This is a genomic window from Pseudomonas sp. JAI115, assembly GCF_014200835.1.
GTDB lineage: Bacteria > Pseudomonadota > Gammaproteobacteria > Pseudomonadales > Pseudomonadaceae > Aquipseudomonas > Aquipseudomonas putida_A.
The window spans coordinates 1-22,515 of record NZ_JACHCY010000014.1 but is presented as its reverse complement, the minus strand read 5'-3'; the positions used below and the strand labels follow the sequence as shown (position 1 = coordinate 22,515).

The window sequence follows — 22,515 nt, the reverse complement described above, 5'->3', positions numbered from 1 at the left end:
CTCAGGCCTCCTGCCGCTGGCGGGCCAGCGCCAGGCGCGGGCGCAGCAGGGCACCGAGGTGATACAGCGCCAACAGCGTCAGCGCCGCGCCCAGCGGCCAATGAAACAACTCGCGTTGCGGCTGATGGCTAAGGGTTTTCACTTGATGCGGCGTGAGGCGATCGAGGGTGCTGTAGACCTGATCCAGTGCCGTACGATCTTCGGCGCGGAAGAACTGCCCGCCAGTGGTTTGGGCGATCTGTTGCAGCCCGCGCAGATTGACCTGCGCCTCGCCGGACGCCGTCGGGTCGCCGATGCCGATGGTGTGAATGACCACGCCTTTGTTGGCGGCCATTTCCGCGGCGTGGTCGGGGGTGATCGCGCTGCTGGTGTCGTTGCCGTCAGTGAGCAGGATCAGCACCTTTTGCTGTTCGTGCGCCTGGTCGAGCAGCTTCAGACTCAAACCGATGGCATCACCGATGGCGGTGTTCGGCCCGGCCATGCCGATGCCGGTATCGGCCAGCAAAAGCGCAAGGCTGGCGTGATCGAGAGTCAGCGGCGCCTGCGGATAGGCACCGCTGCCGAACTCGATCAGACCGATGCGGTCATCCTTGCGCTTGGCGATGAAGCCTTGCACCACCTGTTTGACGGCGGCGAGGCGATTGATTTTCTGGCCATCGGCATTGCTGAAATCTTCAGTCTCCATCGATTGCGAGAGGTCGATGGCGAGCATCAGGTCGCGTACCGGTTGCTGGCGTTCGATGGGCTTTTCGACGAACACCGGGCGCGCGGCGGCGAGCAGGATCAACGTCCACACCAGAAGATTGAGCAGCATTTGCCAGGGGTTCTGACGATTGCCGACCCGGCTCGGCGCTTCCCCGACGGCGCGGCTCATGGCGCCGAAAAACGGCACGCGCACGGCGCTGCGCGCCTCCTGATACGCCGGTAGATAACGCAAGGTCAGCCACGGCAATGGCAGCAGGAGCAACAACCACGGGTAATCAAGCTGCCACATGGTGCTGCTCCACCCAATGTTGGCAGGTGTCGAACAGCGCCTGGCGCTGTTCGGCGGGGAGGGCGCGCAAGGTGGCGTCGGGGGCGTAGGCGAGTAGGGCCAGTTGTGCGCTGAAGTCGTCGGGCAGCCTGGTTTTGCAGTGCTGCTGCAGAAAGGCTTGCCACTCATCTTTCCCCAGCGCCGCAGGACTCTGTGGGAGCGGGCTTGCTCGCGAAAGCGCTGTGTCAGGCGCCATCAATGTTGGATGTGCCGACGCCTTCGCGAGCAAGCCCGCTCCCACAGGGGTTGCGTTCCAATTCCGGGATTGGGTTGGCATCGAAAGGGCCACGCGTTTGAGCAGTTCGGGCAACTCGCGCAGGGCATTGAGATCATCACTGCGCTCACGCAACTGCGCCAGCCGCACCAGCGCTTCGCGCCGATACTGATCCCGTCGCCACTGCACATAACGCCGCACGCCAACCATCAACGCCAGCACAACCAACAACGCCAGCAACAGCCACCAGCCCCAGGTCTGCGGCGCATAACTCACCGGCACCGGCAGGCTCAGCTCCTTGAGCTGGCTGATGTCGGGGATATTCGGGTTCATCGCCGTGGGCCGGCAGACTTGCCAAGCTCGGCGCGCAATTGCGCGTGGGCCTCTTCGGCGGTGCTGAACATCATCAGCGGCACCTGACTGCGGCGCAGCAGGGTGGCGACGTCCTTAAGGCGGCCACCGAGATAATCACCCAACGGCTGATGCACGCTGCGTTTCTCGACAGCCAGTTCCACCTGCAATTGGCCTTGGGTGACCAGCAGCCGGCCATCGCTCGGCAGCTTCAAGGCCAGTGGATCGTAGACTTGCAGGGCAATCACGTCGTTGTGCGCGCGCAGTTGCCGCATCAATTGCAAGGTGCGTTCACCCGCCCCGGCGAAGTCGCTGACGATGCAGATCAAATGGTCATGCCCGGCCAGCGCCAGGCAACGCTGCAAGGCCTTGTCCAACTGGTCCTCGTCTTCGGCGTCGGGATTGGCCGCGTTCAGCGCCTGATTCTGTTGCGCCACGTGGCTGAGCAAGGCCTCGACCCGTTTGCGGCTGCGCAACGGCGCGATGCTGTCGATGCGCTGATCGTTGAACACCAGACCGCCCACCCGGTCACCGGCGTTGAACACCATCCACGCCGCCAGTGCCGCCAGTTCAGCGGCGAGGGCGGATTTGAAACTGCGTTGCGAGCCGAAGAACATCGACATGCGCTGATCGACCACGACCAATGCCGGGCGATCGCGTTCTTCAGTAAAAGTGCGAACCACCGGTTTGCCTGTACGCAGGGAAGCGCGCCAGTCGAGGTGGCGTAAATCATCACCGGGCTGATAGCGGCGCAACTCATCGAAGTTCAAACCACGGCCACGCAGGCGCGAGGCATGGTTTCCGGCAAGGATGCTACCCTGGGGCTGGCGCGCCAGAAAACTCAGGTCACGGGCCTTGAACTCCAGCGCCATCAATTGCGCCAGAGACACGTAGACCAGACCGTCCGTGTTCACGCCGGAATCGCCACTTTATCCAGCAAACGGTCGAGCACCTGATCAGCAGTCACGCCATCCGCGACCGCGTCGTAGCTCAATTGCAGGCGATGGCGCAGCACCGGATGCACCACGGCGCGCACGTTATCCGGCGAAACAAAATCCTGGCCCTGCAACCACGCGTCGGCCCGCGCACAACGATCCAGGCCGATGCCGCCACGGGGACTGGCACCGATGCTGATCCAGCGTCCGAGGTCTTCGTCGTAATCGGCCGGGTGGCGAGTGGCGTTGATCAGGTCGATCAGATAGCGGTCGATGGCCGGTGATACGTGCACCGCGCTGACCTCCTTGCGCGCAGCGAAAATCACTTCCTGTGACAGGCTGAAGCCCTTGCCCGGTGCGGTGTTCGCACCCTGGGCAAACTCCTCGGCGCGCAACAGGCGCAGCACCTGGCTTTCATTGTCGGCGCTGGGGTAATCCAGCAGCACCTTCATCAGGAACCGGTCCATCTGCGCTTCCGGCAACGGATAAGTGCCTTCCTGCTCGATCGGGTTTTGCGTGGCGACCACAATGAACAGCTCCGGCAGCACATGGCTGGTGCCGGCCACGGTAATCTGCCGTTCCTCCATGGCTTCCAGCAGCGCCGCCTGCACCTTGGCCGGGGCGCGGTTGATCTCGTCGGCGAGGATCAGATTGCCGAACAGCGGGCCTGGCTGGAAGCGGATCTCGTTTTGCCCGGCGACCTGATGCAGCACTTCGGCGCCGGTGATGTCCGAGGGCAGCAAGTCGGGGGTGAACTGGATGCGGCTCATCTTCGCGTCCAGATGCGTGGCCAGCGCCTTGACCGTGCGCGTCTTGGCCAGCCCCGGCAGGCTTTCGAGCAGCAAATGCCCGTTGGCCAGCAGGCCAAGGAGGATCTGCCGAATGACCTGATCCTGGCCGAGTACGGCTTCGGCGATGCTCGCTTGCAGGGCATTGAGGTCGGTGAGTGTGGTCATGGGACAGTCCTTTGTGGCCGGTCTAGAAAAACGCCAGGGTCATGTTGACGGCAATTCCGTTGCCTTCAGGGCGGTTCTTGGTGTCGAACTCCGGCACCCAACGCGCACTGATGTTGGCCTGAGCGTCAGCGAATTTTCCGGCCCAGGCGACCACCGGCCCGGCGCCGACGGAGCGTCCACGGAAGCCATTCAGGCTGTCGGCGGTCTGCCCCTTGTCGTCGGTGATTTGCTGGATATAACCCGCCGCCAGACCGGCGCTCCAGCCACTGCCGAAGCCATGAGTCCACAAGGCGTCGAGGGTGAAAATATTGCCGTTGCGGTAATCGGTGGCGGTGTTTTCGGTGTAGAACTCCAGGCCACTGGACAGGGTGAACTCGCCACCCTTGCCGTCCAGATGGGTGAAGGCCACGGTGGGCATGAACGTGTAATTGTTCTGCCCCGGGTTGGCCAGGCGATTGTCGTTGTAGGCGCCGGTCGGCACGTAGATCGGCAGGGAGAACGCGATGTGGTTCAACTCGTCGAAGTGGTAGCCGGCGGCAATCGGGGTGACCAGCGCGTCGGCGAACTGAGTCCCGGAATCGCTGGTGCCGAGGGTGCGTCCGCGCGGGCCGGTGATGGCTGCGTCAATGTCGGTGTACTGCACTGGAACGCCGATTGCCGAGGCGAAGTTCCATGGGCCTTTGCCGGTGTCCCAGATGTGCGTCAGGTTGGTCATGGTGTAGGACACTTTCATGTCGATCCCGGCACTGACTTCACCGGAAATCGGCGCGCCGCGACTGCCCTTGAGCGATCCGTCGTACCAGATGCTGGTGACCGAGACTACCCAGCCCGGTTCGGGCGGGATGATCCCGGCGTTGGAATACACCTGTTGCCCGGTGATTGGCCGGCCCACGCCACCTTCAGCTGCATAGAGTTGAGTACTGCCGATCATGCACAGCGCCAGCAGCGGACGCACAACGTAAGGCTTGACCATCACTGGCTCCGTTTATTGTTTTGAGTTGACCGGGTTGAGCAGCGGCATCTTCCATTCGCCGCTGGCCACTTCCGGCTTCGGCAGGTACAGGCGCAACACGCCGTAGAACGGCCCGTTCGGTGCCGGCAGCCAGTTGGCCTGCTTGTCCTTGCCGGGATTTTTGTGCTGCACGTAGAGGGTCAGCCCGCCGTCGGCATCGAGCTTCAAGTCGGGCAGCATCCGCGAGTTGATCAGGTAGCGATTGAGCGGGTTGGCCACCAGCAATTTGCTCTTGCCGTCATACATGGTCAGCGACCAGAAGGCGTCGGCCGGGGGCAGGGCGCCTTTGTCGAAATGCAGGGTGTAGTCGTGTTTCGCCGCGTCGACCGGCTGGCCGTCCTTGTCGACGAAATAACCGATGTAGTTCGCCTCTTCGGCAGAGTTGCCGAAAATGCCCATGTTGGCGCCGGCGTAGCGATACAGGTAATTGCCCTTGAGGTGATCGCGGGTGCCAAACAGGTCACCACTGCTGATTTCGTGCGTGTCGACCTTGTCTTTCTTGAACGCGGCGAATTCCGCTTTGGCATCACTGATGCCGTCTTCAAGGGCCTTGCGTTGCTCGGCGCTGAGCTGTTTCAGGTCGAATGGCTGACCGGCACCGATGCCGATTTTGGCGAAGCGCGCGAGCAGGTCTTTTTCGACGTCCTGCGGCGGAGTGAAGGCGAGCATGAAGTTCAGGTAGCGAAACAGCTCCGGCGTTTCGCTCATGGTCGGCGTCGGTTTCGGCCAACTGACTTTCGGTGCTGGCGCCGGAGCTTTCTGTTTCACGTATTTGCTCAGCGGCTCGACCTTGTAGCCTTTCTGGATCTGCCTGACCTTGCCCAGATCTTTTTCGTCGAACAGCTGCGTGCGGTACAGCGCGTAGGCGATGTTGCTTTCGCTGCGCACCAGGCGGTCGATGTTGATCGGCTGCTGACCCTGCCAGTCAGGCCCGGCGATCATGAAATGGCCACCGTTATTCCCGGTGCTGCGGGTGCCCAGATAAGCGAAGTTCTGCGTGTAGGCGTCGATCAGTTGTACCGAGTAATAACGGTGCTCTTCGATCGGCGGCAAGGTCAGGATCAGCGGTTCGCTGCGCAAGTCCATCCAGACGAACGAGTAGGGCGTGTCGGCGTTCGGCGTGACGAACGCGGTGTCCTTGGCGGTGAAGGCCTTGGCGGTATTGCCGATCTGGTTGAACGGTGCCTTGAAGTTCGGGCTCTTGCTGTCCACGGCCTGGGTGTAGAGGGTCTTGTACATCTCCACGACCGGGAAGCCATACAGATAAGCGTCCTTGGCGATGCCTCGGGCTTCTTCGGGGCTGGCGCTGAAATCGGCCCAAGCGCTGCTGCTCAGGGCGAGGGTCAGAGCGGTCAGCCATAGATTGCGTGTGTTCATGCGGCGTCCTTATTCATTGCACGACCGTGATGTCGTCGAGTTTCCAGCTCTTGTCGAAATAGGCTTCGGTCGGCGCGTACAGGCGGAAGTAGCTGAACCAGTGCTTGCCGGGCACGGTTTGCACCCAGTTGTTCTCGAAGCCTTTGGGTGCGCTTGGGCCGAAGTACAGGTCCACCGAGCCATCGGCGTTTTTCTTCAGATCCTGGCGCGAGGACAGATCGGCCTTGCGCTGCGGATTGTCGATCAGGCAACGGCTGTCGATGTCGTACACGGTCATCGACCAGAACTGCTTGGCCGGCGGGTTGGCGCCGACGTGCAGGCGATAGGTCTTGCCGCCGTCGAGCCAGTCACCCTTGGCGTCGGTGTAGGCACCGAGGTAGGTCTGACCGAGGCCCGGGGTCTTGGAAACCATGCCCTTGGTGTTGGTCACCGCTTCATAAAACCAGGCGCTGCGTTCCCACAACTGGTCGTAATAGGCCACGCGTTGCGACGGTTCGGCGATGTTCAACACCGTGTCCCAATGCCGGTCGGGCCAGTACTGCGCGTCAGGAAAGCGCTTGGCAAAGGTGTTGGCCTTGGCGATCAGTTCACCGACCTGCGCGCCGGACTCCAGGGCCTGACGCTGCTGGGTGTTGGGGTTGAAGGGTTTGTCCTTCTCGATGCCGAGACTGGCGAGCATCGCCATGTAGAAGCGGTCACGTTCATTCACCGGTTCTTTCTGGATGATCTGATGCAGCCGCTGCCAGTAAGCGATGCCGCGCGGCTGGGTGCCCGACCACTTTTTACCGTCAGGCGAAAGCAGGCGGGTCTTGCTCGGCTCGGCGCGTTTGGCGTACGGGTACATCTTGAATTGCTCGACCAGCGCCTTGCCTTTGGCCGGATCCGGATCCAGCACCCGGAAGCCCACCAGCACGTTCATGGTTTCCGATTTGGCCAGGTAATACTTGTCGGCATCGGCCGGTGGCTCCGCGCCTGGCGGCAGCACCAGGTATTTGCCGCCCTGGCCTTTGTCCGGGCCGGTCTGGCCCATGTCGATGATCGCCCGCTGCCAGAAATCGCCGATGCCGCCGGCGGTCGGTCCCGGTGGCAGTTCAATCACCAGCGGCCCGGTTTCGCTGAGGTCGACGAAGCCGAGAATGTACGGCGTGGTGGCATTGGCGGTGATCACGCCGAGCTTGTCTTCGTAGCTGTCGAGCACCAGCAGATCGCCGCTGCGCGCGCCGAGCTTGTCGCGAAATTCTTCCTGCCACTGCGCGTAGGACACCAGCGGCAAGGCCCACAGGTAACTCTGGGTCGCTTGCTGGAAATCCAGCTCGGCGTAGAGTTTGGCGATCGACTCATGGGCCGGCAGTTCGCCCTCCATGGCGATCTTGCCGATACGCGTGTCGAGCTCCTGAGCACCGACGCCGCAGCTGGCGAACAGGGTCATCAGGCTGAAACCGGCGGCGCGTAAAGCGATGTGCATGGCGATGTCCTTATTTTCCGAATGTCACGTTGATCCCGGCGAACAGGGTGAATTGCGGCACGCCATCGCCTTTGCGTTCGACGGTCCACTGCGGTTCGAGGAAGGCGTTGAGAATATTGCTCCCGGACTTCCAGACTTTGCCCGCACCCAGGCCGATCGGGATGTAGTGAGTGTTGTTCTTCAGGTCGAACGTCCAGGTGCCGGTGGAGCGCAGGTACCAGCCTTTTTCCAGGTTATGAATGATGAACGGCTGCAGGGTTGCGGTTTCGACATGCGCGCGGTCGTGGTCACCGGCGAACGAGCTCTGGTACTGCACCAGCGCACCGAGCAGGCCGCGCGGCGACGAATCGATCGCTACCGCAGCGAGGCCGGCCTGCCACTTGCCGGTGCCCAGTTCGTCCTCGGCAGCGGTCGGCGCGGTGATCTGCGGGCCAATACCCAACTGCACGCCGTCGGTCTTGAGCAGAAAGATGTCGAACAGATTGAGATCGCCGATGCCGGTGCTGTAGCCGCCGCGCGGATCGGGGCGGGTGCTGATCGGCATCGTTGCCCGCAGCAATTGCGGCACACCGATGAAATCGTTGGGCGCAATCGGCAACGTGCCGCGCAGCAAAGCATCGTTGGTGTGCAGGTTGCTGTCGAACAGCTTCGGCGTGTAGTAATCCTGCAGGTTTGCGCCGGGCGCGAGGTTCAGCGGGTTGTTGCTTTTGTTGGCCTCCTCGGCGTTATTTGCCAGGGCACAAACCACAGGCGCCAGCGAACTCGCCAGCAGCAGGGCGCGAATCCCCAATTTTTTCGACATGATCCCCGTTTCCCTGGTGGCTACTGCATGGACGACCCGGCACTTCTCGGCCGTTGGACGTAATTCCTTTCTTAATCAAGCCTGTAGGACACGTCTGATTCACGCTAGCAGCTAATCGGGAGTTAGCCAGTCGAAGGGATTAATTCTTTGGTTTTGTCTAAGGGGTCTCAGTCGGGTGGTGAGCTGATCAATCAAATGTGTGTTGTCAGTGCTGACGCTTTCGCGGGCAAGCCACGCTCCCACAGGTATTGAAGCGTTCACAAATCCTGTGACCGACTCGATGTCTGTGGGAGCGTGACTTGCCCGCGATGGCAATTTCAAATTCAACCCGGCATGGGATCAGGCATTTTTCTTCGCTTGCTCGCGAACACGCTCTTCCTGCGCCCGCGCCTCAGGCGTGAACTCGGCGCCGAAATCCTCTGCGGAGAAGATCTGGCGGATTTCGATATCAGAATCGCCTGGCATCGGATTCGGGCAGCGTTTGACCCATTCGATGGCTTCTTCCTTCGACTTCACTTCCCAGATCCAGTAGCCGGCCACCAGCTCCTTGGTTTCGATGAACGGGCCGTCGATGACCGTGCGCTTGTCGCCGGAGAAATGCACGCGCGCGCCTTTGCTGCTCGGGTGCAGCCCATTGGCGTCAATGAGGATGCCGGCCTTGACCAGTTCTTCGTTGAAGTTGCCCATGGCGGAGATCAGCTCTTCACTGGGCATGATGCCGGCTTCGGAATCGGCGCTGGCTTTGACAAGGATCATGAATCGCATGGTGGTTTCTCCAGGGAATGGGGTTGATTCACTGCTTAGTCGAACGGGCAGGGCGTGAATCGACACGTCTCTGAATAAAAGATGCAGTCCGGCGTTTTAACAAGCAGCAAAAGCACTACAGACCACACGGATCCTCTGTAGGAGTGAGCCTGCTCGCGATGGCGTCATTTCAGTTAGCGAATAGCTGCCTGATACACCGCCATCGCGAGCAGGCTCACTCCTACAGAGGATCGTTGCGCGGTTGTATACAATTTTTCGCGCAGGCCCCTGACAATTTTCAGTCAGGGCATAGGTCGTCGGACAATTTCGTGGTTAACTTCGGCCTCTTGCATGCTCAATAACCACGTTAAGAAGGACTAAAGTCATGGCTCAAGTCACCCTCAAAGGCAACCCGGTTCAAGTCAACGGCCAGTTGCCACAAGCCGGTTCCAAGGCGCCAGCCTTTTCCCTGGTTGCCGGCAATCTGTCCGACGTCACCCTGAAAGACTTTGCCGGCAAGCGCAAAGTGCTGAACATCTTCCCAAGCGTTGATACCCCGACCTGCGCGACTTCGGTACGCAAGTTCAACGCTCAGGCCAACGAACTGAACAACACCGTGGTGCTGTGCATCTCGGCTGACCTGCCATTCGCCCAGGCCCGCTTCTGCGGCGCCGAAGGCCTGGAAAACGTGCAGAACCTGTCGACCCTGCGCGGTGCCGAGTTCATCGAAAACTACGGCGTGGCCATCGCTGACGGCCCGCTCAAAGGCCTGACCGCCCGTGCCGTGGTAGTTCTGGACGAGAACGACAACGTTCTGCACAGCGAACTGGTCAAGGAAATCGCTGAAGAGCCGAACTACGACGCAGCACTCGCCGTTCTGAAATAAGCGCTTTTACAATTGTTAACGGCCTGGCCCTGTCCAGGCCGTTTTCATTTGTGTATCAGTGTTTTGCCTCACACCTTGAAACGTAAGTTGAAGGTAAATTGCCGGTAAAGCTGCTTTGCTTAAATCCCATCAGTGCTTATCGTTCAGCCTCCCGTAAAAGAAGCCCACGCGCCCAATGGTTAATCAATCCATGCAATCGTCCCCTCGCAACTCCCGTCGCTGGCTGATCAGCCTGCTCGTCCTGTTGGTCATCGCCGTCCTGTGCTGGAAATTCTGGCCCGCCGGTTCGGCCCACAAGGAGGGCGCCGACAAGGCTGCGAGCGGCCATGCCGGACGTTCGGGGATGATGCGGCCGGGCTTCGGTGGCGCGGCCGGGCCGATTCCGGTGCGTGTGGCGCCGGCGGTCACGGGCGACTTCCCGCTGTATTACAAGGCACTGGGCACGGTGACTGCGCTCAACACCATCAACGTGCGCAGCCGGGTCGGCGGTGAACTGGTGAAGATCAATTTCGAGGAAGGGCAGATGGTCAAGGCCGGCGACCTGCTGGCAGAGATCGATCCGCGTCCGTACCAGAACGCCTTGCTCCAGGCTGAAGGCACCTTGCTGCAGAATCAGGCGCAGTTGAAAAACGCACAGGTCGACGTCGAGCGTTATCGCGGCCTGTACAAGGAAGACAGCATCGCCAAGCAGACCCTGGACACCGCCGAAGCGCTGGTCGGCCAGTACCTGGGCACGGTCAAGACCAATCAGGCGGCGGTCAACGACGCCAAGCTCAATCTCGAATTCACCAAGATCCGTGCACCGATTGCCGGTCGCGTCGGTCTGCGTCAGGTCGACGTCGGCAACCTCGTCGCCGCCAACGACACCACGTTCCTTGCGGTCATCACTCAGACCCAACCGATCAGCGTGGTCTTCACCCTGCCGGAAAACAGTCTCGAAACCGTATTGGCGCGCTACCACAGCGGCGCCAAACTGCCGGCCGAGGCATGGGATCGCGGCGATACCAAAATCCAGGCCAGCGGCGTGCTGCAAAGCCTCGACAACCAGATTGACGTCGCCACCGGCACCCTGAAATTCAAGGCCCGTTACGATAACCGCGACCAGTCGCTGTTCCCCAATCAGTTCGTCAACGTCCATCTGCTGGCCGATACCTTGAAAGGCGTGGTACTGGCACCGTCGGCGGCGATTCAATTCGGCACCAACGGCACGTTCGTTTACGCGTTGGACGGCGACAAGAAAGTCACCATCCGCCAACTGAAGATCGGCGCCAGTGACGGCACCAACACTGTGGTCACCGAAGGCCTCGCCGCGGGCGATCGCGTGGTGCTGGAAGGCACCGACCGCCTGAAGGAAGGCAGCGAAGTGGAAGTGGTCAACGACAGCAATGACGTGCCGACCACCCCGACCGGGCACCTGCAGGGCAAACCCGCCGCCAGTGCACCGGACGCCGCCGCGGCTGACAAGGCCAAGAAGGGCGCATGAACATTTCGCGGCTGTTCATCCTCCGTCCGGTAGCCACCACCCTGAGCATGCTGGCCATTGTTCTGGCCGGCCTGATTGCTTATCGCCTGCTGCCGGTCTCGGCATTGCCGCAGGTCGATTATCCGACCATTCGCGTCATGACCCTGTACCCCGGCGCCAGTCCGGACGTGATGACCAGTGCCGTCACCGCGCCGCTCGAACGCCAGTTCGGGCAGATGCCGGGCCTGACGCAAATGGCCTCGACCAGTTCCGGCGGCGCTTCGGTGCTGACCCTGCGCTTCAGCCTCGACATCAACATGGACGTCGCCGAACAGCAGGTGCAGGCCGCGATCAACGCCGCGACCAACCTGCTGCCGACCGACTTGCCGGCGCCGCCGGTGTACAACAAGGTCAACCCGGCGGATACCCCGGTGCTGACCCTGGCGATCACCTCGAAAACCATGCTCCTGCCCAAGCTCAATGATCTGGTCGATACGCGCATGGCGCAGAAGATCGCCCAGATCAGCGGCGTCGGCATGGTCAGCATTGCCGGCGGCCAGCGGCAGGCGGTGCGGATCAAGGTCAACCCGGAAGCCCTCGCGGCGAACAGCCTGAACCTGGAAGACGTGCGCACGCTGATTGGCGCGTCCAACGTCAACCAGCCGAAAGGTAACTTCGACGGCCCGACCCGGGTCTCGATGCTCGATGCCAACGACCAGCTGACGTCGCCCAAGGACTACGCCAACCTGATCCTCGCCTACAAGAACGGCGCGCCGTTGCGTCTGAAGGATGTGGCGGAAATCGTCGACGGCGCGGAGAACGAACGTCTCGCCGCGTGGGCCAACCAGAATCAGGCAGTGCTGCTCAATATCCAGCGTCAGCCGGGCGCCAACGTGATCGAGGTGGTCGACCGGATCAAGGCGTTGCTGCCGAGCATCACCGACAACCTGCCGGCCGGGCTCGATGTCACCGTACTCACCGACCGCACCCAGACCATCCGCGCCTCGGTGACTGACGTGCAGCACGAACTGCTGATCGCCATTGCGCTGGTGGTGATGGTGACGTTCCTGTTTTTGCGGCGTGCCAGCGCGACGATCATCCCGTCGGTGGCGGTGCCGCTGTCGCTGATTGGTACGTTTGGTGTGATGTATCTCGCCGGGTTCTCGGTCAACAACCTGACCTTGATGGCCCTGACCATCGCCACCGGTTTTGTGGTCGACGATGCGATCGTGATGCTGGAAAACATCGCGCGCTTCATCGAGGAGGGTGACAGCCCGATGCAGGCGGCGCTCAAAGGCGCGAAGCAGATCGGCTTCACCCTGATCTCCCTGACCCTGTCGCTGATCGCGGTACTGATTCCACTGCTGTTCATGGCTGACGTGGTCGGACGGCTGTTCCGCGAGTTCGCCATCACTCTGGCGGTAGCGATCCTGATTTCCCTGGTGGTCTCGCTAACTCTGACGCCGATGATGTGCGCGCGCTTGCTCAAACGTGAGCCGGAAGCCCACGAGCAGGGCCGCTTCTACCGGGCCAGTGGCGCGGTCATCGACTGGATGATCGCCGCGTACGGGCGCAAGTTGCAATGGGTGCTCAAACACCAGCCGCTGACCCTGTTGGTGGCTATCGGTACGCTGGCGCTGACCGTGTTCCTTTATATGGTGGTGCCCAAGGGCTTTTTCCCGGTGCAGGACACTGGGGTGATCCAGGGCATTTCCGAGGCGCCGCAGTCGATTTCCTTCGCCGCCATGGGCGAGCGCCAGCAGGCGCTGGCCAAGGTAATCCTTGAAGATCCGGCGGTTGAAAGCCTGTCGTCCTACATCGGTGTCGACGGCGACAACGCCACGCTCAACAGCGGTCGTCTGTTGATCAACCTCAAACCTCACGGCCAGCGTGACCTGAGCGCCACCGAAGTGATCGCGCGCCTGCAACCGCAACTGGACAAACTGGTCGGCATCCGTCTGTTCATGCAGCCGGTGCAGGATCTGACCATCGAAGATCGAGTCAGCCGCACCCAGTATCAATTCAGCATGTCCTCGCCGGATGCCGAGCTGCTTAGCCAGTGGAGCGGGCGTCTGGTCGAGGCTTTGGCCCAGCGTCCGGAGCTGACCGACGTCGCCAGCGACTTGCGGGACAAGGGCTTGCAGGTCTATCTGGTGATCGACCGCGATGCGGCTTCGCGCCTCGGTGTCTCGGTGCAGAACATCACCGATGCGCTGTATGACGCCTTCGGTCAGCGGCAAATCTCCACCATTTATACGCAGGCTAGCCAGTACCGCGTGGTGCTGCAGGCGCAGGCCGGGGAGAAGATCGGCCCGGCGGCGCTGGATCAGATTCATGTCAAGACCACTGACGGTGCGCAGGTGCGCCTGTCGAGCCTGGCCCATGTCGAAGAGCGTCAGGCGCAACTGGCAATCACCCACATCGGCCAGTTCCCGGCAGTGATGATGTCGTTCAATCTCGCACCTGGTGTGGCGCTGGGGCATGCGGTGGACATCATCGATCAGGTGCAGAAGGACATCGGCATGCCGATTGGCGTGCAGACCCAGTTTCAGGGTGCGGCCGAAGCGTTCCAGGCGTCGCTGTCGAGCACATTGCTGCTGATTCTGGCGGCGGTGGTGACCATGTACATCGTGCTCGGCGTGCTTTACGAAAGTTACATTCACCCGATCACCATTCTCTCGACCCTGCCGTCGGCGGCGGTGGGTGCCTTGCTCGCGTTGCTGCTCAGCGGCAACGATCTGGGGATGATCGCGATCATCGGCATCATCCTGCTGATCGGTATCGTCAAGAAAAACGCGATCATGATGATCGACTTCGCCCTCGACGCCGAACGCACCCAGGGCATGGCGCCGGAGCAGGCGATCTATCAGGCGGCGCTGCTGCGCTTCCGGCCGATTCTGATGACTACGCTGGCGGCGCTGTTCGGCGCGGTGCCGTTGATGCTCGCCACTGGTTCCGGGGCTGAGTTGCGTCAACCACTGGGTCTGGTGATGGTCGGCGGTCTGCTGGTGAGTCAGGTGCTGACCCTGTTCACCACGCCGGTGATCTATCTGTACTTCGACCGTCTCGGTCGGCGCTTTGGCAAGACCAATGCCGAAGAGGTATCGGTATGACTATCCGTACACATACCCCTTGTAGGAGTGAGCCTGCTCGCGATAGCGGTGTGTCTGTCCCTATCGATATTGAATGTGCCGACCTCATCGCGAGCAGGCTCACTCCTACAGGGGAGTGCGGTGAAAGTAAGGATCTTGGTCAATGAACCTCTCCGGTCCTTTCATCAAGCGCCCGGTCGCGACCATGCTCCTGAGTCTGGCGATCATGCTGCTGGGCGGTGTCAGTTTCGGTCTGTTGCCGGTGTCGCCGCTGCCGCAAATGGACTTCCCGGTGATCGTGGTTCAGGCCAGTCTGCCCGGCGCCAGTCCCGAGGTGATGGCGTCCACGGTGGCGACGCCGCTGGAGCGCTCGTTCGGGGCGATTGCCGGTGTCAACACCATGAGCAGCCGTTCCAGCCAGGGTTCGACCCGGGTCATTCTGCAATTTGACCTCGACCGTGATATCAACGGCGCGGCGCGGGAAGTGCAGGCGGCGATCAACGCTTCACGCAACCTGTTGCCGAGCGGGATGCGCAGCATGCCGACCTACAAGAAGGTCAACCCGTCGCAGGCACCGATCATGGTGCTGTCGCTGACCTCGGATGTGCTGGAAAAAGGCCAGCTCTACGACCTGGCCTCGACCATCCTCTCGCAGAGCCTGTCCCAGGTGCAGGGCGTGGGTGAAGTGCAGATCGGCGGCAGTTCGCTGCCGGCGGTGCGTATCGAACTTGAACCGCAGGCGCTGAACCAGTACGGCGTGGCGCTCGATGATGTGCGCAAGACCATCGCCGGGGCCAACGTGCGCCGGCCCAAGGGCTCGGTCGAAGACGGCGAGCGCCTGTGGCAGATCCAGGCCAACGACCAGTTGGAGAAGGCCAAGGATTACGAGTCGCTGATCATCCATTACAAGGACGGCGCGGCCCTGCGCCTGAAGGACGTGGCCAAGGTCAGCGACGGCGTCGAAGACCGTTACAACAGCGGCTTCTTCAACGATGACGCGGCGGTACTGCTGGTGATCAATCGTCAGGCCGGTGCCAACATCATCGAGACGGTCAACGAGATCAAGGCGCAGTTGCCGGCGTTGCAGGCGGTACTGCCGGCCAGCGTCAAGCTGAACCTGGCGATGGATCGCTCGCCGGTGATCAAGGCCACGCTGCACGAAGCGGAAATGACCCTGCTGATCGCCGTGGCGCTGGTGATTCTGGTGGTGTTCCTGTTTCTCGGGAATTTCCGCGCCTCGCTGATTCCGACGCTGGCAGTGCCGGTGTCGCTGGTCGGCACCTTTGCGGTGATGTACCTCTATGGCTTCTCGCTGAACAACTTGTCGCTGATGGCGCTGATTCTGGCTACCGGACTGGTGGTGGACGATGCCATCGTGGTGCTGGAAAACATTTCCCGGCACATCGACGAAGGCGTCAAACCGATGCAGGCTGCCTACCTCGGGGCCAAGGAAGTCGGATTCACCTTGCTGTCGATGAACGTGTCGCTGGTGGCGGTGTTCCTGTCGATCCTGTTCATGGGCGGAATTGTCGAGAGCCTGTTCCGCGAGTTTTCCATCACCCTGGCAGCAGCCATCGTGGTGTCGCTGGTGGTCTCGCTGACCCTGACGCCAATGCTCTGCGCGCGCTGGCTCAAGCCGCACACGCCGGGCCAGGAAAACCGCCTGCAACGCTGGAGCCGTCGCGCCAACGACTGGATGGTCGGCAAATACGCGACCAGCCTCGATTGGGTGCTGCGCCACCGCCGTCTGACTTTGCTCAGTCTGATCATTACGGTCGGGGTCAACGTTGCGCTGTACGTAGTAGTACCGAAGACCTTCATGCCGCAGCAGGACACCGGCCAGTTGATCGGTTTCGTCCGGGGTGACGACGGTCTGTCGTTCAGCGTGATGCAGCCGAAAATGGAAACCTTCCGCCGCGCCGTGCTCAAGGACGAAGCAGTGGAAAGCGTCGCCGGGTTCATCGGCGGCACCAACGGCACCAACAACGCGTTCATGCTGGTACGCCTGAAGCCGATCAAAGAGCGCAACCTGTCGGCGCAGAAAGTCATCGAGCGCCTGCGCAAGGAAATGCCCAAGGTGCCCGGCGCCCAGTTGATGCTGATGGCGGATCAGGATCTGCAATTCGGCGGGGGTCGCGAGCAGACCACCTCGCAATACAGCTACATCCTGCAAAGCGGCGATCTGGGGGCGTTGCGCGAGTGGTACCCGAAAGTGGTGACCGCGCTGCGCGCACTGCCCGAGCTGACCGCCATTGATGCTCGCGAGGGGCGTGGCGCGCAACAGGTGACGTTGATTGTCGACCGTGACCAGGCCAAACGCCTCGGCGTCGACATGAACATGGTCACCGCAGTGCTTAACAACGCCTATAGCCAGCGGCAGATTTCGACGATCTACGACAGCCTCAACCAGTATCAGGTGGTGATGGAGGTCAATCCGAAATACGCGCAGGATCCGGTGACGCTCAATCAGGTGCAGGTGATTACCGCTGACGGTGCGCGGATTCCGTTGTCGACCATCGCCCATTACGAAAACAGCCTGGAAGACGACCGCGTCAGCCACGAAGGCCAGTTCGCCTCCGAAAGCATCGCGTTCGACATGGCTGAAGGCGTGACCGTGGAGCAGGGCAGTGCCGCGATCGAGCGGGCGATTGCCAAGGTCGGTCTGCCGGAAGACGTGATCGCGAAAATGGCCGGCACCGCCGATGCCTTTGCCGCGACGCAGAAGAGTCAGCCGTTCATGATCCTCGGTGCGCTGCTCGCGGTGTATCTGGTGCTGGGTGTGCTGTATGAAAGCTACATTCACCCGTTGACGATTCTCTCGACCTTGCCGTCGGCCGGGGTCGGTGCGCTGTTGTCGATCTATGCGCTGGGCGGCGAGTTCAGCCTGATCTCCCTGCTCGGATTGTTCCTGCTGATCGGGGTGGTGAAGAAAAACGCGATCCTGATGATCGACCTGGCACTGCAACTGGAACGCCATCAGGGCCTGTCGCCGCTGGAGTCGATCCGCAGCGCCTGCCTGCAACGGCTGCGGCCGATTCTGATGACCACCCTGGCGGCGATCCTCGGCGCCTTGCCGTTGCTGCTTGGCCGGGCGGAGGGCGCGGAAATGCGCCAGCCATTGGGCCTGACCATCATCGGCGGCCTGATCTTCAGCCAGGTCCTGACCCTTTACACCACGCCTGTGGTTTACCTCTATCTCGACAAGCTGCGCCACCGCTTCAACAAGTGGCGCGGCGTGCGTACTGACGCCGCTCTGGAAACTCCGCTATGACTGACCGTTCGCTTCTCAATCTGGCCACTGCGCGCGGTTCGCGCCTGTTGAGCCTGTCGCTGTGCGTGGCGATGCTCAGTGCCTGCGCCGTCGGCCCGGACTATCAACGTCCGCAGACCGCCGAGGTCGCGCAATACAAAGAGGCCGAAGGCTGGCGTCAGGCTAATCCGAGCGACTCGCTGGCGCGCGGCGCCTGGTGGGAGTTGTACGGCGATCAGCAGCTCAATGGCCTGATCGAAAAACTCAACAGTTCCAACCAGACCGTCGCGCAATCCGAAGCTCAGTTCCGTCAGGCCCAGGCTTTGGTGCGCAGTGCCCGTGGGGCGTTTTATCCCAGTGTCGACCTGAGCGTGGGCAAGACCCGGTCGAGCCAAGGCACCGGCAGCAGCAGCTCAAGCCTGAGCAGTTCGGCCAGCGGTATTCGCGATACCTACAACGCGCAGTTGGGCGTGAGTTGGGAAGCGGATATCTGGGGCAAATTGCGCCGAGGCCTGGAAGCCAACGAGGCCAGCGCCCAGGCGAGCTTCGCCGATCTGGCCGCGATGCGCCTGAGCCAGCAGTCGGAGCTGGTGCAGAATTACTTGCAATTACGGGTTATCGATCAGCAGAAGCGTCTGCTCGAAGCCACCGTCGCGGCCTACGAAAAATCCCTGCAAATGACCCAGAACCAGTACCGCGCGGGGATTTCCGGGCGTGATGCGGTGGCGCAGGCGCAGACCCAGTTGAAAACCACTCAGGCCGATCTGGTCGACCTGATCTGGCAGCGGGCGCAGTTTGAAAATGCCATCGCCGTGCTCACCGGGCAGGCGCCGGCCGAGTTCAGCATTGCCGAAACGCAGAACATTCCAAATCTGCCGCAGATTCCCCTCAGCCTGCCGTCGCAGTTGCTGGAGCGACGTCCGGACATTGCCTCGGCGGAACGCTCGGTGATCGCCGCCAACGCCAATATTGGCGTGGCGAAAGCGGCGTACTACCCCGATCTGACCTTGAGCATGAGCGGCGGCTACAGCAGCAGTACCTCGAAAAATCTTTTAACGCTGCCGAACCGTTTCTGGTCGGTCGGGCCGAAACTGGATTTGCCGATATTCGACGGTGGTATTCGTTCGGCCGAGGTTGACCGTACCGAGGCGGTGTATGACCAGACCGTTGCCAAGTATCGCCAGACCGTACTCGATGGCTTCCGTGAAGTGGAAAACTATCTGGTGCAACTGAAGGTGTATGAAGACGAGGCGGCGGTGCGTCAGGAAGCACTGGATGCTGCACGCGACTCGCTGCGCCTGACCCAGAACCAGTACAAGGCCGGGTTGATTGCCTACATCGATGTGGTTGTGGTGCAAGCCACGGCGCTGAGCAACGAGCGAACTGTGCTGAACATTCTGCAGAACCGCTTGATCGCCAGTGTGCAATTGATTGCGGCGCTGGGTGGCGGCTGGGACGGACAACTCGATGTCAGCGACAATCGCTGATCCGTTAGAGCGAGCCTGCTCGCGAAGGCGTCAGTTCGGTCGATATCTGCGATGAACGTGCTGGCTTTTTCGCGAGCAGGCTCGCTCCCACATCAATCGCGCTGATTGCCGGAATCCTGGGAACGAGGCCCGGGCCAGAGCCTCGCAAAACCATCAAACAAGCGTTTCATCGGCTTGATGGCAAAATGATTACTTTGTCAGTGCGTTCTTCTGCGCAATCAGTACAATCGCCGCATTTGCCCGGCCGAGAATGGACGCAGTACGGCGCGGGTGGTCGCGAGAATCTTCATGCTCATCGGTAATTATTCCTTCACCCTGGTTTTCATTTCTTTGTGTGTGGCGATCCTCGCGTCCTACACCGCGCTCGATCTGACCGGGCGCATCGCCAGCGCCCGTGGGCGCGCAGTGCATTTCTGGACGGCCGGCGGTGCACTGGCGATGGGGGTCGGCGTCTGGTCGATGCACTTCATCGGCATGTTGGCCTTCAAGCTGCCGATCGACTTGGGCTACGACATTGCGATTACCGCGCTGTCGCTGCTGATTGCCGTGCTGTCCTGCGGGTTTGCCCTGTGGCTGGTCAGCCAGCCGAAACTGCCGATTTGGCAATTGGCCTTTGGCGCTTTGGTCATGGGCGCCGGCATCAGTGCAATGCATTACACCGGCATGGCCGCGCTGCGCATGACGCCTGGCATCGATTACGACCCGACCCTGTTCGGCGCCTCATTGCTGATCGCGGTCGGGGCCTCGGCGGCGGCGTTATGGATCGCCTTCCGCCTGCGCCAGCACTCGCCTTATGTGCGTCTGATTCGTGGTGGTGCGGCAGTGATCATGGGCATCGCGATTGTCGGCATGCACTACACCGGCATGGCCGCCGCGCAATTTCCTGACGGCAGTTTCTGCGGTGCAACGCTCGACGGCCTCAAGGGCAACGGCCTCGACAATCTGGTGCTGATCACCACGCTCGCGGTGCTGTCGATCGCCTTGCTCACTTCGATTCTCGATGCGCGCCTTGAAGCGCGTACCGCCGATCTGGCGCATTCGCTGACCCTAGCCAACCGTGAACTGACGCAACTGGCATTGCACGACACTCTGACCGGCCTGCCGAACCGCATGCTGCTGGACGACCGGATCAATCAGGCGATGAAGAAGGTCGAGGAGCAGGGCGGTTGTTTTGCGTTGATGTTTATCGATCTGGACGGTTTCAAACCGGTCAACGATGCCTTCGGCCACCACATGGGTGACCAGTTGCTGCGTGAAGTCGGGGTGCGCCTGCGCGAAGATCTGCGCAGTCAGGATACGCTCGCGCGAATTGGCGGCGACGAGTTCGTGCTGCTGGTGCGTCTGAGCGAACCCGACGATGCTCTGGGGCTGGCCGCGCGTCAGGTCGGGTTGCTCGGTCAGGCGTTCCGCGTGGCCGAGCACGACTTGCAGATTTCTGCCAGCGTCGGCATCGCCCTGTACCCGGGTAACGGCCTGAGCGCCCAGGAACTGCTGATGAATGCCGACGCGGCGATGTATCACGCCAAGGGCAGCGGCAAAAACGGTTACAGCTTCTTCGATGCTTCGATGAACAGCAACGCGCGCAAGCAGCTGCAGCTATTGCAAGATCTGCGCGCCGCGCTGGAACACAGTCAGTTCAGCCTGTATTTCCAGCCCAAATTCGACGCCATCAGTGGTCGTCCGGTCGGTGCCGAAGCGCTGCTGCGCTGGCAGCATCCGACCCAGGGCATGTTGCTGCCCGACAAATTTATCGATCTGGCAGAGAAGACCGGCCTGATCATCGCCATCGGTGAATGGGTGCTGAATGAAGCTTGCCGGCAGATGCGCGAATGGTACGTGCTCGGTTACACCGACTGGCGCATTGCGGTGAACCTATCGGCCTTGCAGTTCTGCCACGCGGGGCTGGTGCAGAGCGTGGCCAAGGCGCTGGCGACCCACCACCTGCCGGCCAACAGCCTGACCCTGGAAATCACCGAAACCACGGCCATGAGCGACGCGGATGCGAGCATGAAGGTGTTGCAGGAGTTGTCCGACATGGGCGTCGACCTGTCGATCGACGACTTCGGCACCGGTTATTCGAGCCTGATGTACCTCAAGCGTCTGCCGGCCAACGAGCTGAAGATCGACCGCGGTTTTGTCCGCGATCTGGAGCATGACAGCGATGACGCGGCCATCGTCTCGGCGATCGTGGCGCTGGGCCAGGCACTCGGTTTGCGCATTGTTGCCGAGGGGGTGGAGACCGGCGTGCAGCAGGATTTCCTCACGCAGTTGGGCTGTGATTCGTTGCAGGGCTATCTGTTGGGGCATCCGATGCCGGCGGACGCGTTCATGCAGAACATTGCCCGTGGAGAGGCTTTGGCGGCAGTCTGACTGCATTCTGTGGCGAGGGAGCTTGCTCTCGCACCACAAAAAACATCTCAGTCTCATGCAGGGTTTTGTCTTTGACAGAGCCCATGCAAAACCGCCCAATGGCGGTTATTCTTCAACCCGACTGTTACGTGTGCATTGGGGGGAAGGGCCAGCATGGATAAAGTCATGGTAATCACCGGTGGCGGGCGCGGAATTGGCGCCGCTACGGCGTTGTTGGCTGCCGGGCAGGGCTATCGGATCTGCATCAACTATCAGTCGGATGAACAGGCCGCGCAAAGCGTGCTGGAGCAAGTGCGGGCGCTGGGGGCGCAAGCCATTGCGGTACGCGCCGATGTCAGCATCGAAGACGAAGTGATCGCGCTGTTTCAGCGGGTCGACACCGAATTGGGGCGGGTCACCGCGCTGGTGAACAATGCCGGCACCGTCGGGCACAAGTCGCGGGTCGATGAAATGTCCGAATTCCGCATTCTCAAAATCATGAAAACCAACGTCCTGGCGCCGATCCTCTGCGCCAAGCACGCGATCCTGCGCATGTCGCCCAAGCACGGCGGGCAGGGCGGCAGCATCGTCAACGTCTCCTCGGTCGCCGCGCGCCTGGGTTCGCCCAACGAGTACGTCGACTACGCCGCGTCCAAAGGCGCGCTCGACACCTTCACCATCGGTCTGTCCAAGGAAGTGGCGGGCGAAGGGATTCGGGTCAACGCGGTGCGTCCGGGCTATATCTATACCGATTTCCATGCATTGAGTGGCGATCCGGATCGGGTCAGCAAGCTTGAATCGGCGATCCCGATGGCCCGGGGCGGGCGCCCGGATGAAGTGGCGGAGGCGATTGTCTGGTTGTTGTCGGACAAGGCTTCTTATGCGACCGGGACGTTTGTTGATTTGGGTGGAGGGCGTTAAGTCCAGAGAGTTTCGCTGTCAGGTCGGCCCTCTTCGCGAGCAGGCTCGCTCCCACATTGGTTCTGTGTCCTGCACAAATCCAGGGTGGGAGATTCTATGTTGCTCAGCAACCCTAGAATCTCAAACTGATCGGTATTCGCCCTGATTCTTCATCAGGGTGAATGCCACTCGGCAGAGCT

Annotated in this window: 16 protein-coding genes; 7 read left to right on the top strand and 9 right to left on the bottom strand. The window is 61.3% G+C overall.

Annotated elements, in window-relative coordinates; genetic code table 11:
• Nucleotide 1: 1 nt before the first annotated feature.
• From HDC30_RS23410 to HDC30_RS23370, 9 genes are all read right to left on the bottom strand, one after another.
• Nucleotides 2-994: a VWA domain-containing protein gene (locus HDC30_RS23410; RefSeq protein ID WP_183785246.1), complete on the bottom strand. Its 993-nt coding sequence runs from the start codon at nt 992-994 to the stop codon at nt 2-4.
• Nucleotides 981-1,580, bottom strand: coding sequence for a DUF4381 domain-containing protein (locus HDC30_RS23405; RefSeq protein WP_183785244.1), 600 nt, complete (start codon nt 1,578-1,580; stop codon nt 981-983). Before HDC30_RS23405 ends, HDC30_RS23410 begins: the two co-directional genes overlap by 14 nt.
• The gene (locus tag HDC30_RS23400; protein ID WP_183785242.1) at nt 1,577-2,512 is read right to left on the bottom strand and encodes a DUF58 domain-containing protein; all 936 of its coding nucleotides are present in this window, start codon (nt 2,510-2,512) and stop codon (nt 1,577-1,579) included. The genes HDC30_RS23405 and HDC30_RS23400 overlap by 4 nt, the downstream gene beginning before the upstream one ends.
• Complete coding sequence (locus HDC30_RS23395; RefSeq protein WP_027613737.1) at nt 2,509-3,489, bottom strand: MoxR family ATPase; 981 nt, start codon at nt 3,487-3,489, stop codon at nt 2,509-2,511. Before HDC30_RS23395 ends, HDC30_RS23400 begins: the two co-directional genes overlap by 4 nt.
• 22 nt (nt 3,490-3,511) lie before the next feature.
• Nucleotides 3,512-4,462 carry a transporter gene (locus HDC30_RS23390; RefSeq protein ID WP_027613736.1) on the bottom strand — a complete coding sequence of 317 codons (951 nt, stop codon included), beginning with the start codon at nt 4,460-4,462 and terminating at the stop codon, nt 3,512-3,514.
• Between the two features lie 12 nt (nt 4,463-4,474).
• Nucleotides 4,475-5,878: a DUF1254 domain-containing protein gene (locus tag HDC30_RS23385; RefSeq protein WP_183785240.1), complete on the bottom strand. Its 1,404-nt coding sequence runs from the start codon at nt 5,876-5,878 to the stop codon at nt 4,475-4,477.
• A 13-nt stretch (nt 5,879-5,891) separates the two neighbouring features.
• Nucleotides 5,892-7,343 carry a DUF1254 domain-containing protein gene (locus HDC30_RS23380; protein ID WP_183785239.1) on the bottom strand — a complete coding sequence of 484 codons (1,452 nt, stop codon included), beginning with the start codon at nt 7,341-7,343 and terminating at the stop codon, nt 5,892-5,894.
• Nucleotides 7,344-7,353: 10 nt separating this feature from the next.
• Entirely contained in the window at nt 7,354-8,145 is a 792-nt protein-coding gene (locus HDC30_RS23375) for a hypothetical protein (protein WP_183785237.1), read from the bottom strand.
• A 339-nt stretch (nt 8,146-8,484) separates the two neighbouring features.
• The gene (locus HDC30_RS23370; protein WP_183785235.1) at nt 8,485-8,910 is read right to left on the bottom strand and encodes a YciI family protein; all 426 of its coding nucleotides are present in this window, start codon (nt 8,908-8,910) and stop codon (nt 8,485-8,487) included.
• Nucleotides 8,911-9,274: 364 nt separating this feature from the next.
• On the opposite strand from HDC30_RS23370, the gene tpx reads away from it, so the two are divergent.
• The 7 genes from tpx (at nt 9,275) to HDC30_RS23335 (ending at nt 22,336) form a co-directional block, all read left to right on the top strand.
• Complete coding sequence (tpx, locus tag HDC30_RS23365) at nt 9,275-9,775, top strand: thiol peroxidase (protein ID WP_041066982.1); 501 nt, start codon at nt 9,275-9,277, stop codon at nt 9,773-9,775.
• A gap of 175 nt (nt 9,776-9,950) precedes the next feature.
• Complete coding sequence (locus HDC30_RS23360; protein WP_027613731.1) at nt 9,951-11,258, top strand: MdtA/MuxA family multidrug efflux RND transporter periplasmic adaptor subunit; 1,308 nt, start codon at nt 9,951-9,953, stop codon at nt 11,256-11,258.
• Complete coding sequence (locus tag HDC30_RS23355; RefSeq protein ID WP_183785233.1) at nt 11,255-14,350, top strand: MdtB/MuxB family multidrug efflux RND transporter permease subunit; 3,096 nt, start codon at nt 11,255-11,257, stop codon at nt 14,348-14,350. The genes HDC30_RS23360 and HDC30_RS23355 overlap by 4 nt, the downstream gene beginning before the upstream one ends.
• A 142-nt stretch (nt 14,351-14,492) precedes the next feature.
• Nucleotides 14,493-17,600: an efflux RND transporter permease subunit gene (locus HDC30_RS23350; RefSeq protein WP_027613729.1), complete on the top strand. Its 3,108-nt coding sequence runs from the start codon at nt 14,493-14,495 to the stop codon at nt 17,598-17,600.
• Nucleotides 17,597-19,066: an efflux transporter outer membrane subunit gene (locus tag HDC30_RS23345; protein WP_183785231.1), complete on the top strand. Its 1,470-nt coding sequence runs from the start codon at nt 17,597-17,599 to the stop codon at nt 19,064-19,066. Before HDC30_RS23350 ends, HDC30_RS23345 begins: the two co-directional genes overlap by 4 nt.
• A gap of 288 nt (nt 19,067-19,354) precedes the next feature.
• Nucleotides 19,355-21,436, top strand: a complete 2,082-nt coding sequence (locus HDC30_RS23340) for a bifunctional diguanylate cyclase/phosphodiesterase (RefSeq protein ID WP_027613727.1) — start codon at nt 19,355-19,357, stop codon at nt 21,434-21,436.
• A 153-nt stretch (nt 21,437-21,589) separates the two neighbouring features.
• Nucleotides 21,590-22,336 carry an SDR family oxidoreductase gene (locus HDC30_RS23335; protein ID WP_007968514.1) on the top strand — a complete coding sequence of 249 codons (747 nt, stop codon included), beginning with the start codon at nt 21,590-21,592 and terminating at the stop codon, nt 22,334-22,336.
• Nucleotides 22,337-22,515: the final 179 nt, after the last annotated feature.

Bases quoted from the DNA above. Each gene is read 5' to 3' on its own strand.
- HDC30_RS23410 (WP_183785246.1), bottom strand. From the start codon at position 994: ATGTGGCAGCTTGATTACCCGTGGTTGTTGCTCCTGCTGCCATTGCCG.
- HDC30_RS23405 (WP_183785244.1), bottom strand. From the start codon at position 1,580: ATGAACCCGAATATCCCCGACATCAGCCAGCTCAAGGAGCTGAGCCTG.
- HDC30_RS23395 (WP_027613737.1), bottom strand. From the start codon at position 3,489: ATGACCACACTCACCGACCTCAATGCCCTGCAAGCGAGCATCGCCGAA.
- HDC30_RS23390 (WP_027613736.1), bottom strand. From the start codon at position 4,462: ATGGTCAAGCCTTACGTTGTGCGTCCGCTGCTGGCGCTGTGCATGATC.
- HDC30_RS23385 (WP_183785240.1), bottom strand. From the start codon at position 5,878: ATGAACACACGCAATCTATGGCTGACCGCTCTGACCCTCGCCCTGAGC.
- HDC30_RS23380 (WP_183785239.1), bottom strand. From the start codon at position 7,343: ATGCACATCGCTTTACGCGCCGCCGGTTTCAGCCTGATGACCCTGTTC.
- HDC30_RS23375 (WP_183785237.1), bottom strand. From the start codon at position 8,145: ATGTCGAAAAAATTGGGGATTCGCGCCCTGCTGCTGGCGAGTTCGCTG.
- HDC30_RS23370 (WP_183785235.1), bottom strand. From the start codon at position 8,910: ATGCGATTCATGATCCTTGTCAAAGCCAGCGCCGATTCCGAAGCCGGC.
- tpx (WP_041066982.1), top strand. From the start codon at position 9,275: ATGGCTCAAGTCACCCTCAAAGGCAACCCGGTTCAAGTCAACGGCCAG.
- HDC30_RS23360 (WP_027613731.1), top strand. From the start codon at position 9,951: ATGGTTAATCAATCCATGCAATCGTCCCCTCGCAACTCCCGTCGCTGG.
- HDC30_RS23355 (WP_183785233.1), top strand. From the start codon at position 11,255: ATGAACATTTCGCGGCTGTTCATCCTCCGTCCGGTAGCCACCACCCTG.
- HDC30_RS23350 (WP_027613729.1), top strand. From the start codon at position 14,493: ATGAACCTCTCCGGTCCTTTCATCAAGCGCCCGGTCGCGACCATGCTC.
- HDC30_RS23345 (WP_183785231.1), top strand. From the start codon at position 17,597: ATGACTGACCGTTCGCTTCTCAATCTGGCCACTGCGCGCGGTTCGCGC.
- HDC30_RS23340 (WP_027613727.1), top strand. From the start codon at position 19,355: ATGCTCATCGGTAATTATTCCTTCACCCTGGTTTTCATTTCTTTGTGT.
- HDC30_RS23335 (WP_007968514.1), top strand. From the start codon at position 21,590: ATGGATAAAGTCATGGTAATCACCGGTGGCGGGCGCGGAATTGGCGCC.